The organism is Paraburkholderia sprentiae WSM5005, assembly GCF_001865575.2.
GTDB lineage: Bacteria > Pseudomonadota > Gammaproteobacteria > Burkholderiales > Burkholderiaceae > Paraburkholderia > Paraburkholderia sprentiae.
This window is the reverse complement of record NZ_CP017561.2, coordinates 2,391,748-2,406,037: the sequence shown is the minus strand read 5'-3', so window position 1 is coordinate 2,406,037 and position 14,290 is coordinate 2,391,748. Positions and strand designations below refer to the sequence as shown.

Genomic DNA, 14,290 nt, shown 5'->3' with positions numbered 1-14,290 from the left:
ACATCGACGCCTGCCGCGCAAAATTCCTCTTCACGCAGCGCGCAAACGTTCGCGCCCGAGCTTTTTTCACCCACCTTAAAAATTGCGACCGGACGTGCATCGCACCGGTCGCGATCAGTCCATCCCGAAACCTTTCACCGGGTAATATTGCTGTCACATCTGATTCACGATCAGTCACGTTTTTGTCATAAAGAGACCCTAAGCTTCGCGGTGATCGAGTTTTCCGCTCCCACCACACGCTCACACTCCCTGGAGGTCTCATGAAATTGATGCAAACCGTGTTCGCTGGCGTCGCTGGCGCGCTCTTCGCAATCGCAGCGCAAGCCGCAGACATCACCGGCGCGGGCAGCACGTTCGCGGCACCGATTTACACGAAGTGGGCCGACGCTTATCAGAAGTCCGGCGGCGGCAAGGTCAACTATCAAGGTATCGGTTCGTCGGGCGGTGTGAAGCAGATCGTCGCGAAGACCGTCGATTTCGCCGGTTCGGACGCGCCGCTGAAGGACGACCAACTCGCCAAGGACGGCCTGTTCCAGTTCCCGACGGTGGTCGGCGGCGTGGTGCCGGCAGTCAACGTGCCGGGCGTGAAGCCGGGCGAATTGGTGCTGTCGGGTGAAGTCCTCGGCGACATCTACCTGGGCAAGATCAAGAAGTGGAACGACCCGGCAATCGCCGCGCTGAACCCGAAGGTCAAGCTGCCGGATCTGGACATCGCCGTGGTGCGCCGCGCTGATGGTTCGGGCACCAGCTTCATCTGGACGAACTACCTGTCGAAGGTCAACCCCGAATGGAAGGCGAAGGTCGGCGAAGGTTCGACGGTCAACTGGCCGACCGGTACGGGCGGCAAGGGCAACGACGGCGTCGCGGCTTTCGTGCAGCGTCTGCCGGGCGCGATCGGCTACGTCGAATGGGCGTACGCTAAGCAGAACCACATGAACTACGTCGCGATGAAGAACGAAGCCGGCGCAGTGGTCGAGCCGCAAACCGAAACCTTCAAGGCAGCGGCTGCTGGCGCCGACTGGTCGAAGTCGTTCTACCAGATCCTGACGAACGAGCCCGGCAAGAACGCATGGCCGATCGTCGGCGCGACCTTCGTGCTGCTGCACACGACGCAGGACAAGGCACCGCAAGGCACGGAAACGCTGAAGTTCTTCGACTGGGCGTTCAAGAACGGCGGTCAGGCTGCGAACGAGTTGGACTACATCTCGCTGCCGGAATCGGTTGTGTCGGAAATTCGCACGCAGTGGAAGCAGAAGGTGAAGGATTCGGCCGGCAAGACGCTCGCCGAGTAACAGGCGTAAGCGGGCGCGGTCGATCAGGACTGCGCCCCGTAGCACCCCGGCCGTGCTCGTGCGAGAACGGCCGGTGGCATTCACGCGGCATGCGCCGCATGCATCACCGACCGCCCGACATGTGTCGTCCGGCAACTGGAAACAGGTCCCTCAGGCTCTCATGTCCGATATTCATTTAGCGTCCGGCACGAGCCGGGCCACTCCGCCTGGCAGCGCGTCGCAGCAGAAAGCGCCTGGCCGCTCCGGCGATGTGATCTTCGGTGGCCTCGCACGCCTTTCCGCCATCGTCACGCTGTTGCTGCTGGGCGGCATCATCTTGTCCCTCATAATCGCCTCGATGCCGTCGATTCGCGAGTTCGGTCTCGCGTTCCTGTGGACGGCGGTCTGGGATCCACCCAGCAAGCAATTTGGGGCGCTCGTGCCGATCTACGGCACCCTCGCGACGTCGATCATCGCTCTCATCATCGCGGTACCCGTTAGCTTCGGCATCGCGCTGTTTCTGACTGAACAGTCGCCCGCTTGGCTGCGCCGGCCGCTCGGCATCGCGATCGAACTGCTCGCCGCGATTCCGTCGATCGTGTACGGCATGTGGGGTCTGCTCGTGTTCGCGCCGATCTTCGCGGTGTGGTTCCAGAAGCCGCTCGGCGCCGTGCTCGGCGGCATTCCGATCGTCGGCGCGCTGTTTGCCGGTCCGCCGATCGGCATCGGCATTCTCTGCGCGGGCGTGATCCTTGCGATCATGATCATCCCGTACATCGCATCGGTGATGCGCGACGTGTTCGAAGTGACGCCGGTGCTGCTGAAGGAATCGGCCTACGGTATCGGCTGCACGACGTGGGAAGTGATGTGGAAGATCGTGCTGCCGTTCACCAAGAGCGGCGTGATCGGCGGCATCATGCTTGGCCTCGGCCGCGCGCTGGGTGAGACCATGGCGGTCACGTTCGTGATCGGCAACACCAATCTGCTCGACAATATTTCGTTGTTTTCACCGGGCAACAGCATCACGTCGGCGCTCGCCAACGAGTTCGCGGAAGCGGACCCGGGCCTGCACACGTCGGCGCTGATGGAACTCGGCCTGATCCTGTTCGTGATTACTTTCATCGTGCTGGCGATTTCCAAGTTCATGCTGCTGCGTCTCGAGAAAGGGGAGGGCGCGAAATGAGCGGGCCGTCTCTGAACATGCCGGATCTGAAGGACCCCGCGACGCTCGAAACGATGCGCGTGCGTCTGCAAGGGCGCCGTCGCATGACGAACGCGATCGCGCTGACGCTGTCGCTCGCTGCGATGGCGTTCGGCCTCCTGTGGCTCGTGTGGATCCTCTATACGACGCTGCGTCTCGGTGTCGGCGGTCTGTCGGTCGAACTGTTTACGCAGTCGACGCCGCCGCCCAACACCGATGGCGGCGGTCTCGCCAACGCAATCGTCGGCAGCCTGATGCTGGTCGCGCTCGCGACCTTCGTCGGCACGCCGATCGGCATCATGGCGGGCGTCTATCTCGCCGAATACGGCCAGAAAGGCTGGCTCGCGAACCTCACGCGCTTCATCAACGACATCCTGCTGTCGGCGCCGTCGATCGTCATCGGTCTATTCGTCTACGCGCTCGTCGTCGCGAAGCTCGGGCACTTCAGCGGCTGGGCCGGCGTGCTCGCGCTGGCGCTGCTGCAAGTTCCGATCGTGATCCGCACGACCGAAAACATGCTGAAACTCGTGCCGAACGCGATGCGTGAAGCCGCGTTCGCACTCGGCACGCCGAAGTGGAAGATGGTACTGTCGATCACGCTGAAGGCGTCGATTGCGGGTATCGTCACCGGTGTGCTGCTCGGGGTCGCGCGGATTGCCGGCGAAACCGCGCCGCTGCTTTTCACCGCTTTGTCGAACCAGTTCTTCTCGCTCGATATGGGCCAGCCGGTCGCGAACCTGCCGGTCACGATCTACAAGTTTGCTATGAGCCCGTTCGCGCAGTGGCAATCGCTCGCGTGGGCCGGCGTCTTCCTGATCACGCTTGCGGTGCTTGGACTGAACATCCTCGCGCGCACGATCTTCTCGAACAAGTAAGGGCGGAGTGAATCCGATGAACATGGCAGAAACCCAACTCAATCCGTTCGGGCACGCAGTCGCGCCCGCGGGCTCCGACCCCGAACACAGCGCTCACGCGCAAACGCCGGCGCGTCCGAAGATCGAGGTCAAGGACCTCAACTTCTTTTACGGCAAGTATCACGCGCTGAAGAACATCAATCTGCAGATTCCCGAAGGCAAGGTGACCGCGTTCATCGGCCCGTCGGGTTGCGGCAAGTCGACACTGCTGCGTACCTTCAACAAGATGTACGCGCTCTATCCGGAGCAGCGCGCGGAAGGCGAGATCGTGATGGACGGCGAAAATCTGCTGACTACGCGCCAGGACATTTCTCTGCTGCGCGCGCGCATCGGCATGGTGTTCCAGAAGCCGACGCCGTTCCCGATGTCGATCTACGACAACATCGCTTTCGGCGTGAAGATGTTCGAGAAGCTGTCGCGCTCGGAAATGGACGACCGCGTCGAATGGGCGCTGACGAAGGCGGCGCTGTGGAACGAAGTGAAGGACAAGCTCGGCCAGAGCGGCTACGGTTTGTCGGGCGGCCAGCAGCAGCGTCTGTGCATCGCGCGCGGTATCGCGATTCGCCCCGAAGTGCTGCTGCTCGACGAGCCGTGCTCGGCGCTCGACCCGATCTCGACGGGCCGCATCGAAGAGCTGATTGCCGAACTCAAGAGCGACTACACGGTCGTGATCGTCACGCACAACATGCAGCAGGCGGCCCGCTGTTCGGACTACACTGCCTATATGTACCTCGGCGAACTGATCGAATTCGGCGACACCGAAAAGATCTTCATCAAGCCGGTCCGCAAGGAAACCGAGGACTACATCACAGGCCGCTTCGGCTGATCCGCCGGGCAATACAACGGAGTACGACATGTCCGATAAACATTTGTCCAGCCAGTTCGACGCCGATCTGAATCTGGTTTCGTCGAAGGTGCTCGAAATGGGCGGCCTCGTCGAATCGCAGATCGTCAACGCGATGCAGGCACTCAATGAATTCGACCTCGACATCGCCGAGCAGGTGATCGTCGCCGAAGATCGTCTGAACAAGATGGAAGTCGAGATCGACGAGGAGTGCAGCAACATCATCGCGCGCCGCCAGCCGGCCGCGCGCGATCTGCGCTTGCTGATCGCGATCTCGAAGACGATCACGAACCTCGAGCGCGCCGGCGACGAAGCCGAAAAGATCGCGAAGCGCACCAAGCGTCTGATGGAAGACGGCGCATCGCGCACCATCAACATCGCCGAGATCAAGCTGTCCGGTGAAATGGCCGTGTCGATCCTGCGTCGCGCGCTCGACGCGTTCGCGCGTCTGGACACGGTCGCCGCCGCGCAAATCGTGCGCGACGACAAGGCGATCGACGAGGAATTCCGCGCGTTCGTGCGCAAGCTGATTTCGTATATGACCGAGGACCCGCGTTCGATCTCGGTGGGCCTCGACTTTCTGTTCATCGCCAAGGCGATCGAGCGGATTGGCGACCACGCGAAGAACATCGCTGAATTCATCATTTACATCGTGAAGGGTACCGACGTGCGGCACCAGTCGCGCGACGCGCTCGAGCGCGAAGCGCTCAGCTAATCCAGAGATAAGGAACAGAGGTGCCGATGCCCAGCAGCATTCTCGTCATTGAAGATGAGCCCGCCATTTCCGAACTGATTTCGGTCAATCTTCAACACGCCGGGCACTGCCCGATTCGCGCGTACAACGCGGAGCAGGCGCACAACCTGATCAGCGACGTGCTGCCCGATCTCGTGCTGCTCGACTGGATGTTGCCGGGCAAATCGGGTATTTCGTTCGCGCGCGATCTGCGCAACAACGAGCGCACCAAGCATATTCCGATCATCATGCTGACCGCGCGCGGCGACGAGCAGGACAAGGTGCTCGGTCTCGAAATCGGCGCGGACGACTACGTGACGAAGCCGTTCTCGCCGAAGGAACTGATGGCGCGCATCAAGGCGGTGCTGCGCCGCCGCGCGCCGCAGTTGACCGAAGACGTCGTCGCGATCAACGGTCTGAAGCTGGATCCGGCCACTCACCGCGTCGCCGCGCATGCGGAAGGCAGCGACATCAAGCTCGATCTCGGCCCGACAGAATTCCGTCTGCTGCACTTCTTCATGACTCATCCGGAGCGCGTGCACAGCCGCACGCAATTGCTCGATCAGGTGTGGGGCGATCACGTATTCGTCGAGGAGCGTACCGTCGACGTGCATATCAAGCGTCTGCGCGCGGCACTTAAGCCGGCCGGGTGCGATGCTATGATTGAAACGGTACGCGGCAGCGGCTACCGGCTGGCGAAGAGCGCCTGATAGCCGTCGGCGGCGCACGGCACACCGTTGCGCGGTGCCGCCACCTCCTTACTGCGCTGTATTTTCTCTTCGATCGCTAGATCATGAACATCATCTGGGCGCGCTCCATCGTGTCGGTCGTGCTGCTTGCTGTTCTGTGCGCGGTGGTCGGCGCACTGGTGAACGTCAAGGCAGGGCTCGCTCTCGCCATCGTCCTGCTGCTCGCGCAGAGCATCTTCAGTACCTTTCACAAGCAGCGTCTGTGGCGTCTGCTCGACGCGCCGGTGTACGGCGAAGTGCCGAGCGCCCCCGGCATCTGGGGCGAAATCTACTACCGTCTGCACAAGCTCGCGAAGCGCTGGCACGCACAGGTGCGTCAGGTCGAGCAGCAGCATTCGCGTTTCATCCAGGCGATCCAGGCATCGCCGAACGGCGTTGCGATGCTCGACGATCACGATCAGATCGAGTGGTGCAATGCGATTTCCGAAAGCCACTTCGGGCTCGATGCAAAGCGCGATCTGCGTCAGCACATCACGCATCTGGTGCGTCATCCGGACTTCGTGCGCTATCTGAATTCGCATCGCTACGAGGAAATGCTGATCATGCGCGGCATGGGCGACAAGCGCCAGAACGTGCTGTCGGTGCAGGTGTTTCCATACGGCGACAATCGCAAGCTGGTGCTGTCGCAGGACATCACCGAACTCGAGCGCACCGATGCGATGCGGCGTGACTTCGTCGCCAACGTGTCGCACGAATTGAAGACGCCGCTCACGGTGCTGTCCGGTTTTCTGGAGACGATGCGCGAGCTGCCGTTGGGCGAAGCCGAGCGCGCACGCTATCTCGAGCTGATGGAGCAACAAGCGTCGCGCATGCGTCACATCGTCAGCGATCTGCTGGTGCTCGCGAAGCTCGAAGGCGACAACAAGCAGCCGAGCGATCAGATGATCGACATGCGCGCGGTATTGCGGCATCTGCACGACGATGCTCAAAGCCTGTCCAGCGATCATCACAAGATCGTTTTCGATGCCGACGAGGGGCTCACCGTCACCGGCGTCGAAACCGAGATCCTCAGCGCGTTCGGCAATTTGGTGACCAACGCGATCCGCTATACGCCCGATGGCGGCTCGATCAAGGTGAGCTGGCGTGCGCAGGGCGGCCATGCGGTGTTCTCGGTCACCGATAGCGGACTCGGCATTCCGGCCACCGATATCCCGCGGCTCACTGAGCGCTTCTATCGCGTCGACCGCAGCCGTTCGCGCGACACCGGCGGCACCGGGCTCGGTCTCGCGATCGTCAAGCACGTTCTGCAACGGCACGATGCGCAACTCGACGTGAAGAGCGAAGAAGGGCGCGGCAGCACGTTCACGGTGCGCTTTCCGCTGTATCGGACCGCGCTTTGTCAAACTGCGCAGGTTTGAACGCGGCAGTCGGCCGACCGGTCGATCCATGAAAAAAACCGCCTAAAAAGGGCGGTTTTTTTATGCGCGCGCCTATTGAAGCTGAAGCGCGCGCTGTCACGGCGAGCACCCGAAGCGCGAGCGGCTACGCGCAGAACTTGCCAAGCAGACTCATCTGCGCATTGCGCGACGCCTTGCCCGGCCGGCGCCGGCGATAGTGACCGTCGCTCTGCATCAGCCAGGCCGACTGGTTGTCGCCGAGAAACGCCGATAGCCCTTCCGCGATCACACGTCGCTTCAGCCGCCGGTTGTTGATCGGGAATGCGACTTCGACGCGCCGGAACAGATTGCGATCCATCCAGTCGGCGCTCGACAGATAGACCTGCTCTTTGCCGCCGTCGTAGAAGTAGTAGATGCGATGGTGTTCGAGAAAGCGCCCGACGATCGAACGCACCGTGATGTTCTCGGAGAGCCCTTGCACGCCCGGCTGCAGCGAGCACACGCCGCGCACGATCAGATCGATCTTCACGCCGGCCTGCGACGCTTCGTATAGCTCGGCGATCACGGTCGGCTCGAGCAGCGCGTTCATCTTTGCGACGATGCGCGCCTTGTTGCCCGCGCGCGCATGTTCGGCTTCCTTGCGAATCGCCTCGACGAGCTTCGGATGCAGTGTGAACGGCGATTGCCACAGCTCGTGCAGCTTCAGTTCGCCGCCGATTCCGGTCAGCTGCTGGAACACATGGTGTACGTCCTCACAGATCTTCTGATCGGCGGTCATCAGACCGAAGTCGGTATAGAGGCGCGCGGTGCGCGGATGATAGTTGCCGGTGCCGAGGTGCACGTAGCGCTTGAGGGTCGACTTGCCGCCCGCCAATACGCGTCGCACGATCAGCATCATCTTCGCGTGGCACTTGTGGCCGACCACGCCGTAGACCACATGCGCGCCGACCGCTTCGAGCTGCGAGGCCCAGTTGATGTTGGTTTCCTCGTCGAAGCGCGCGAGCAACTCGACGACCACCGTCACTTCCTTGCCGTTGCGCGCGGCCTGCATCAGCGCGTCCATTAGCGGCGAGTCGGTGCCGGTGCGGTAGATGGTCTGCTTGATCGCGACCACGTTCGGGTCTTTGGCCGCCTGCAACAGCAGCTCGAGCACCGGCTGGAAGCTTTCGTATGGATGATGCAGCAGCACGTCGCCCTGATTGATCACGTCGAACATGCTTGCGCTGTTGGCGATCTGCCTCGGCGTCGACGGAATATGCGGCACGAACTTCAGATCCGGCCGGTCGACCATCTCGGGCAGCTGCATCAGCCGCACCAGATTGACGGGGCCGTTCACGTAGTAGCAGTCCTTGTTCGACAGACCGCTTTCGTCGAGCAGGCGCCGGACTACGTGCGGGGGCGTTTCCGCCGACACTTCGAGCCGCACCGCATTGCCCAGATGCCGCGCCGGCAGTTCGCCCTGCAACGCGACGCGCAGATTCGTGATTTCATCTTCGTCGACGAACAGTTCGCTGTTGCGCGTGATGCGAAACTGATTGCAGCTGCGCACGACCAGATTCGGAAACAGCTCGCCGACAAAGTGTTGCAGCAGCGAACTCAGCAGTACGAACCCATGCGGATAGCCCGACAGTTCCTGCGGCATGCGCACGAGGCGCGGCAGTGCGCGCGGCGCCTGCACGATGCCCATCATCGCCTGACGGCCGAACGCATCCTTGCCCTCGAGTTCGACGACGAAGTTCAGGCTCTTGTTCAGCACGCGTGGAAACGGATGCGCGGGATCGAGACCGATCGGCGTCAACACCGGCAGCAGTTCGTCGAAGAAGTAGTTGCGCGCCCATTCGGTCTGCGCGTCGCTCCATGCTTCGGTTCCGTGGAAATAGATGCCTTCCTGTTCGAGCGCGCTGAGCACCGTGTCATGCAGCATCGTGTACTGGCGATGCACGAGCTTCTGCGCCCGTTCGACCACGAGGTCGTAGACGTGCTGCAGCGACATGCCGTCGGGCGACAAGCCACCGGGATTGTCGCGCATCTGTTCCTGAAGCCCGGCCATGCGGACTTCGAAGAATTCGTCGAGGTTGCTGCTGGTGATGCAGATGAAGCGGAGACGTTCGAGCAAGGGGACGGCAGGGTCGGCGGCTTGCGCCAACACGCGCTCGTTGAAACCCAGAATGCCCAGCTCGCGATTCAATAAGGGATAGCGGACGGACATCGGTTGCGAGATTGGAATGTCTGAAATGGAGACGGAAAGACGCTCGGAAATTCTCACGGTTTGATGACGTCCTGATGACATCGGCAGGGTTTCTAACATTTTATGCCGCAATCGTCTTCTGTCGTCAATATGACGCGCTGCATATGCGACGATACCGAACTCCCTGCGCCGCGAGGTGACATTGTGAAGGCTGCTACGCTTAGAATGGCGTCTTTGAACAGTGCGGCCGGCCGCGACGCGCAGCATGCGCCGAAGGCGCCGGGCAGGCGCGTGGCGCCGCCAGCGGCCGCCGCCCCGCCCGCCGCCGCCGCGCTCGCGCGCATGGAGTACGCTTATCCGATGGCCAATACCCCTCATCTCCTCGCCGCCGTCGATCTCGGTTCGAACAGCTTCCGGCTGATCGTGGGCCGGGTCGAGGAAACCGACGCGGGCAGCCAGATCTATCAGGTCGACGCCTTGCGCGAGCCGGTGCGGCTCGCGGCCGGGCTATCGCGCGACAAGATGCTCGATCGCGCGTCGCAGGTGCGTGGCTGGGATGCGCTGAAGCGCTTCGGCGAGCGCCTGCGCGACTTTCATCCGGACCACGTGCGCGCAGTCGCGACCAATACGCTGCGCATCGCGAAGAACGCGGGCGAGTTTCTCGGCGAGGCGCAAGCCGCGCTCGGATTTCCGATCGAAGTGATCGCGGGGCGCGAGGAAGCGCGTCTGATCTATGCGGGCGCCGCGCACTCGGTGCCGGCAAGCGCGGGCAAGCGGCTCGTCGTCGATATCGGCGGGGGTTCGACGGAATTCATCATCGGCTCGCACTACACGCCGATCAAGATGGAGAGCCTGTATATCGGCTGCGTGAGCCATAGCCGCGCGTTTTTCCCGGCCGGCAACGTCGACGAGTACACGATGCGCCAGGCGGAGCTCGCGGCGCGCCGCGAAATCCAGATCATTTCCGCCGAGTACAAGAAGACGGGCTGGGAGCAGGCGATCGGCTCGTCGGGCACCGCGCGCGCGCTCGCCGAACTGGTCGAGGCGAACAATTTCAACGATGCGGGTGTCACGCACGGCATTTCGCGCGGCGGCCTCGAGCGGCTCAAGCGCGCGCTGATCAAGGCCGAAAACGTGAACCGGCTGAAACTGATCGCGCTCAAGAGCGACCGCGTGCCGGTGCTCGCGGGCGGCCTGTCGATCATGATCGCGGTGTTCGACGAGCTCGGCGTCGATTATGTCGACACGACCGACGGCGCGCTGCGCCTCGGCGTCATGTACGATCTGCTCGGCCGTTCGCAGCACGAGGACATGCGCACGGTGACGGTCGAGGGCTTCATGCGCCGCTATGGCGTCGATCGTCCGCAGGCGGCGCGTATCGGCGATCTGTCGACGAGCTTCTACGACCAGTTCGCCGAGCCGGACGAAGAACGCCGCGCGGAGAACCGCATGTTCATCGGCTGGGCGGCCTCGCTGCATGAAATCGGGTTGTCGATCTCGCATAGCGCGTATCACAAGCACTCGGCGTATATCGCAAGCAACGCCGACATGCCGGGCTTTTCCCGCACCGACCAGGCGCGCCTCGCCGCGCTCGTGCTCGGCCATGCGGGCAAGCTTGGCAAGCTGTCGCAGACGCGCGACGTCGAATGGCCGTTGCTGTTCTGCCTGCGGCTCGCGGCGTTGCTGTGCCGTCGACGCGCGGACGTCGGCCTGCCGGGCATCACGGTTGCTCGGGCGAACGGGGGCTATGAGGTGCGTTTGCCGAACGAGTGGGTCGCCAACAATCCGTTGACCGACTACAGCCTGATTCAGGAAGCGGCGGAGTGGGAGAAAGTTGGGATTCCGTATCGCGTCGTTTATACGGACGATTGACGCGCTGTAGATCGACGCACGCTTCGATTTCCAGTTCGCGCATGAACGGAAAAAGCCCTGCACTGCAGGGCTTTTTCGTCTTCAGGCGGCGCACGTTATCGCGGCAACGCATCGCCAAGGAAGTGCCGCGCGTAACGCGCGTTGATATCGGACAGACGGAACAGGGTCAGAAAGTCAGCGGTATTGAAGTCGGGGTCCCACGCCGGCGCGCCGCAAATCTTCGCACCGAGACGCAGATACCCCTTCACGAGCGGCGGTGGCGCGACGGCGGCGCCCGTCTGCAGTTCGTCGACAGGCAGCGGCGTATGCGGAAACGCGCGATATTCGGGCGCGGTCAGCGCATTGTCGCGCAGCGAGCAATACAGGTTCGCCGCATAGTGGCCGCCATCGACCATCGCGACGCTCGCGCAGCCGAGCATCGTCTCGTAGCCGTTGTGCTTCATATAGGCGGCGAGCCCTGCCCACAGCGACATGATTACCGAACCGCTGCGATAGTCAGGATGCACGCACGAGCGGCCCACCTCGACCATCTTCGGGCGCAGATGCGTGAGACGCGACACGTCGAACTCGCTTTCGGCATACAGACGCCCGATGCGCGCGGCCTGATGCGGCGGCAGTGCGCGATATGTGCCGACTACTTTTAGCGTATCGAGGTCGCGCACCAGCAAATGATCGCAGTACGAATCGAATGCATCGACGTCGAGACCGGCGGGGCCGCTGAGGCGCGCGCCCATTTCGTCGGCGAAGACGCGGTAGCGCAGACGCTGCGCTTCGCGCAGCTCTTCGTCGGTACGCGCCCACGACACTTGCAGGCGATGCTGCGCGGTGACCGTTTCCTCGGCGCGCGGCAGACGGCGCGGTTCGAAAAGCGAGGCGAAGGGCAGGGTGGGCGTCGGCAGTTCTCGCATTGGCTGTCCAGGTCGAAAAGAGTGAGGATTTCTTTTCTCGCCAATGTAGTAACACGGGGTGACGCTCGCATGGCAAAGCCGTGACGATTGGATGACGATCCGTAAGCCCTCGCGTATGTGCCTGTCATGTCGGGTGCGTCGCGCGACGCGCGCGGTCAGATCAGATCGGGGCTGATGGCGGCGCGCAACACCGCCTGTTGTTCGCCGTCGCGCTCGCGGCTCTCGATCCACCAGATGCCGGCTTTCTTCAACGGCCAGCTTGCGCGGCTGTCGGCGAGCAGTTGCGCGGCGACGTGGCCGAGCGTCGGTTGATGGCCGACGATCACCACGGTCTGTGCAATGCCGCCGGGCCAGCCGGCCGCTTCGAGGACGTCGTTCGCGCTTGCGTTCGGCGCGAGTTCGCGCACGACGCGGTACCGGTCGCTCAACGTTTCGGCGGTTTGGATGGTGCGCACTGCGGGACTCGCGAGGATGACCGCGTCGTCGGGCAGACGGGCGCGCAGCCATTTCGCGGCGTTCTGTGCCTGCTTGCGGCCGCGCGTGGTGAGCGCGCGGGAGAGATCGCTCGCGGCGACATCTTCGGCTTCGGCGTGACGCCAGAGGATCAGGTCCATGCGAGTCTCCTTTCTGAGCGGCTTAGGATGGCGTTGCGGCGGGTTTGCGTTCGGTTTGGCGTGCCTGCGGATCGAGGTAGATGCGTAAGCACTGTCGCATGCACGCGGGATGGTTCGCAAGCCGAGTGCCTGGCCGGCGTCGGCGTGCGCGGTAATGCGAGCGAAAAAGCAAAAAACCCGCGAAGCCGGAGGCTCCGCGGGTTTCGCATTGCTTTTCGTGGTCGGAGCGATAGGATTCGAACCTACGACCCTCTGATCCCAAATCAGATGCGCTACCAGGCTGCGCTACGCTCCGACGAATCCGAGAGTATAGGGGGTGCGGACAGGAGCGTCAATCCTAAGCGGAGCGAATCGTCCCGGCAACGAAGTTGGCCGCGGTGGGCTCACAGTGGCCTAGATACGCCCCATCAACAGCAGAATGATCACGACGATCAGCACGACGCCGATGAGCCCAGTCGGTCTATAGCCCCAGCCGCTGCTATACGGCCAGCTTGGCAACGCACCGATCAGCAGCAGGATGAGTACGATTAGCAGGATGGTTCCGACGGTCATGGCGTTCTCCTTGTTGAGGGGCCGCGAAATCGCTGGCCGCATCGTCATGCTGGTTCGGCGCCTGTGCGCCGCGGCAATCGACGTGCGGGTCGCGCGCCGCTTGCTGGATCGGGATCAGCAACGCATGTGCCTACCAGAGCGCGGCGCGCGAAGCGTCGTCGTTGGATGAGTGCGTAGAGAGGAACTGGACGGGCATTGCGCCCGTCCAGCGTATATCGAGCCGCGCCGCGCGCGCATGTGCCGCAACGGCGGCCATCGCGTCACCGAGCGGGCGCGCAACCGAGCCACCGTGACATGCCGGTGCCGCGACTAGACGTCATTAGGTCCGGGCGGAAGATCACCCGGATCAATGCCGTGGGCGCCTCCAATGCGGCATATGCAAATGCTGATGCGTCCAGTGATGCAGCATGCCCTCGCCATCGTGTTCACGCCGGTAAGTTCGCGATTCGAAAATCGACAACGCCAACAGCACGAGCAGGCCTATTACGAGCCCGATCAGGCCCGCGATCGATTCACTGTCCATGGCAGTCTCCCGGTAGGTCCAGCCATGAACCCATAGTAGCTCACGTCCCGCGAAATCTCACGAAATGGAAAGAGTGAGGCGCAAGCGGGTGTGATCGCGTCGCGGAACGCCCTTTGCGGGTAGACTCTCGGCGCGCCGACGGACCTCCGTCGACCATCCTTGTCCCGGAGACGATTGCAAAATGACCCGCGTTCTGACTTTTGCGTTACTGTTGTGCGCCGGCGTTGCCGGCTGTGCGGACAATCCGTCAGCGCATCGCGGCAAGCCGCCACGCGATCCCGCCGACTACCACGGCGTGCCCACCGACGATCGGCCGCCTGCGATGGTGCCGGCGCCCGTCGCACAGTGAGCGCTGTTTCAGCCAGGAGCGAAGAGCGCAGCCTGTGATGACGCCGTGCCGCGAAAGCGCCTGCGAGGTGCAAGCGCTGAAGCAGTGAAAACGACCGGGAAAGGGCGGAGGTGGGAAGGCGAAGCACCGGCGCGGGCACGCCGGCACTTCTGACCCGCGCCGACTGTTCGCGCGGAGAGCACGGGCTAACGCGATTCTAGGACGCGCCCGTTGTGCGATGTGTATGCGCTTGTTT

General features: G+C 62.8%; 14 protein-coding genes and 1 tRNA gene. 9 read left to right on the top strand and 6 right to left on the bottom strand.

Features of this window, described 5'->3' with window-relative positions; translation table 11 throughout:
- Positions 1-260 precede the first annotated feature (260 nt).
- The 7 genes from pstS (at position 261) to phoR (ending at position 7,070) form a co-directional block, all read left to right on the top strand.
- Positions 261-1,292 (top strand): phosphate ABC transporter substrate-binding protein PstS, encoded by a 1,032-nt coding sequence (pstS, locus tag BJG93_RS10950; RefSeq protein ID WP_027198299.1) that lies wholly within the window; start codon positions 261-263, stop codon positions 1,290-1,292.
- 160 nt (positions 1,293-1,452) lie between these two features.
- Positions 1,453-2,454, top strand: a complete 1,002-nt coding sequence (pstC, locus tag BJG93_RS10945) for a phosphate ABC transporter permease PstC (protein WP_027198298.1) — start codon at positions 1,453-1,455, stop codon at positions 2,452-2,454.
- Positions 2,451-3,347 (top strand): phosphate ABC transporter permease PstA, encoded by an 897-nt coding sequence (pstA, locus tag BJG93_RS10940; RefSeq protein ID WP_027198297.1) that lies wholly within the window; start codon positions 2,451-2,453, stop codon positions 3,345-3,347. Before pstC ends, pstA begins: the two co-directional genes overlap by 4 nt.
- A gap of 16 nt (positions 3,348-3,363) precedes the next feature.
- The gene (gene pstB, locus BJG93_RS10935) at positions 3,364-4,212 is read left to right on the top strand and encodes a phosphate ABC transporter ATP-binding protein PstB (RefSeq protein WP_027198296.1); all 849 of its coding nucleotides are present in this window, start codon (positions 3,364-3,366) and stop codon (positions 4,210-4,212) included.
- Between the two features lie 28 nt (positions 4,213-4,240).
- On the top strand, positions 4,241-4,945 hold the full coding sequence (gene phoU / locus BJG93_RS10930) for a phosphate signaling complex protein PhoU (protein WP_027198295.1): 705 nt from the start codon (positions 4,241-4,243) through the stop codon (positions 4,943-4,945).
- 26 nt (positions 4,946-4,971) lie between these two features.
- Positions 4,972-5,673, top strand: coding sequence for a phosphate regulon transcriptional regulator PhoB (phoB, locus tag BJG93_RS10925; protein ID WP_027198294.1), 702 nt, complete (start codon positions 4,972-4,974; stop codon positions 5,671-5,673).
- 83 nt (positions 5,674-5,756) lie between these two features.
- Positions 5,757-7,070, top strand: coding sequence for a phosphate regulon sensor histidine kinase PhoR (phoR, locus tag BJG93_RS10920; RefSeq protein ID WP_027198293.1), 1,314 nt, complete (start codon positions 5,757-5,759; stop codon positions 7,068-7,070).
- A 124-nt stretch (positions 7,071-7,194) separates the two neighbouring features.
- Here the strand turns inward: phoR and ppk1 are convergent, their stop codons facing one another.
- Positions 7,195-9,258 carry a polyphosphate kinase 1 gene (gene ppk1 / locus BJG93_RS10915; RefSeq protein WP_027198292.1) on the bottom strand — a complete coding sequence of 688 codons (2,064 nt, stop codon included), beginning with the start codon at positions 9,256-9,258 and terminating at the stop codon, positions 7,195-7,197.
- Between the two features lie 204 nt (positions 9,259-9,462).
- On the opposite strand from ppk1, the gene ppx reads away from it, so the two are divergent.
- The gene (ppx, locus tag BJG93_RS10910; RefSeq protein WP_034479553.1) at positions 9,463-11,109 is read left to right on the top strand and encodes an exopolyphosphatase; all 1,647 of its coding nucleotides are present in this window, start codon (positions 9,463-9,465) and stop codon (positions 11,107-11,109) included.
- A gap of 95 nt (positions 11,110-11,204) precedes the next feature.
- Here the strand turns inward: ppx and BJG93_RS10905 are convergent, their stop codons facing one another.
- The 5 genes from BJG93_RS10905 to BJG93_RS10885 all read right to left on the bottom strand — a co-directional run bounded on the left by BJG93_RS10905 (position 11,205) and on the right by BJG93_RS10885 (position 13,706).
- Entirely contained in the window at positions 11,205-12,017 is an 813-nt protein-coding gene (locus tag BJG93_RS10905; protein WP_027198290.1) for a GNAT family N-acetyltransferase, read from the bottom strand.
- Positions 12,018-12,172: 155 nt separating this feature from the next.
- Positions 12,173-12,631, bottom strand: a complete 459-nt coding sequence (locus tag BJG93_RS10900) for a SixA phosphatase family protein (protein ID WP_027198289.1) — start codon at positions 12,629-12,631, stop codon at positions 12,173-12,175.
- A 218-nt stretch (positions 12,632-12,849) separates the two neighbouring features.
- Positions 12,850-12,926: transfer RNA gene (locus BJG93_RS10895), tRNA-Pro, on the bottom strand.
- 98 nt (positions 12,927-13,024) lie between these two features.
- Positions 13,025-13,183 carry a DUF3309 family protein gene (locus BJG93_RS10890; protein WP_034479550.1) on the bottom strand — a complete coding sequence of 53 codons (159 nt, stop codon included), beginning with the start codon at positions 13,181-13,183 and terminating at the stop codon, positions 13,025-13,027.
- A gap of 346 nt (positions 13,184-13,529) precedes the next feature.
- The gene (locus BJG93_RS10885; protein WP_167544141.1) at positions 13,530-13,706 is read right to left on the bottom strand and encodes a hypothetical protein; all 177 of its coding nucleotides are present in this window, start codon (positions 13,704-13,706) and stop codon (positions 13,530-13,532) included.
- Positions 13,707-13,887: 181 nt separating this feature from the next.
- On the opposite strand from BJG93_RS10885, the gene BJG93_RS10880 reads away from it, so the two are divergent.
- Positions 13,888-14,055 carry a hypothetical protein gene (locus tag BJG93_RS10880; RefSeq protein ID WP_167544142.1) on the top strand — a complete coding sequence of 56 codons (168 nt, stop codon included), beginning with the start codon at positions 13,888-13,890 and terminating at the stop codon, positions 14,053-14,055.
- Positions 14,056-14,290: the final 235 nt, after the last annotated feature.

What these genes read in the sequence shown, in the direction of transcription:
- phoU (WP_027198295.1), top strand. Translation starts at nt 4,241, where the DNA reads ATGTCCGATAAACATTTGTCCAGCCAGTTCGACGCCGATCTGAATCTG.
- pstA (WP_027198297.1), top strand. Translation starts at nt 2,451, where the DNA reads ATGAGCGGGCCGTCTCTGAACATGCCGGATCTGAAGGACCCCGCGACG.
- BJG93_RS10885 (WP_167544141.1), bottom strand. Translation starts at nt 13,706, where the DNA reads ATGGACAGTGAATCGATCGCGGGCCTGATCGGGCTCGTAATAGGCCTG.
- pstC (WP_027198298.1), top strand. Translation starts at nt 1,453, where the DNA reads ATGTCCGATATTCATTTAGCGTCCGGCACGAGCCGGGCCACTCCGCCT.
- phoR (WP_027198293.1), top strand. Translation starts at nt 5,757, where the DNA reads ATGAACATCATCTGGGCGCGCTCCATCGTGTCGGTCGTGCTGCTTGCT.
- BJG93_RS10890 (WP_034479550.1), bottom strand. Translation starts at nt 13,183, where the DNA reads ATGACCGTCGGAACCATCCTGCTAATCGTACTCATCCTGCTGCTGATC.
- pstS (WP_027198299.1), top strand. Translation starts at nt 261, where the DNA reads ATGAAATTGATGCAAACCGTGTTCGCTGGCGTCGCTGGCGCGCTCTTC.
- BJG93_RS10905 (WP_027198290.1), bottom strand. Translation starts at nt 12,017, where the DNA reads ATGCGAGAACTGCCGACGCCCACCCTGCCCTTCGCCTCGCTTTTCGAA.
- pstB (WP_027198296.1), top strand. Translation starts at nt 3,364, where the DNA reads ATGAACATGGCAGAAACCCAACTCAATCCGTTCGGGCACGCAGTCGCG.
- ppx (WP_034479553.1), top strand. Translation starts at nt 9,463, where the DNA reads ATGGCGTCTTTGAACAGTGCGGCCGGCCGCGACGCGCAGCATGCGCCG.
- BJG93_RS10880 (WP_167544142.1), top strand. Translation starts at nt 13,888, where the DNA reads ATGACCCGCGTTCTGACTTTTGCGTTACTGTTGTGCGCCGGCGTTGCC.
- ppk1 (WP_027198292.1), bottom strand. Translation starts at nt 9,258, where the DNA reads ATGTCCGTCCGCTATCCCTTATTGAATCGCGAGCTGGGCATTCTGGGT.
- phoB (WP_027198294.1), top strand. Translation starts at nt 4,972, where the DNA reads ATGCCCAGCAGCATTCTCGTCATTGAAGATGAGCCCGCCATTTCCGAA.
- BJG93_RS10900 (WP_027198289.1), bottom strand. Translation starts at nt 12,631, where the DNA reads ATGGACCTGATCCTCTGGCGTCACGCCGAAGCCGAAGATGTCGCCGCG.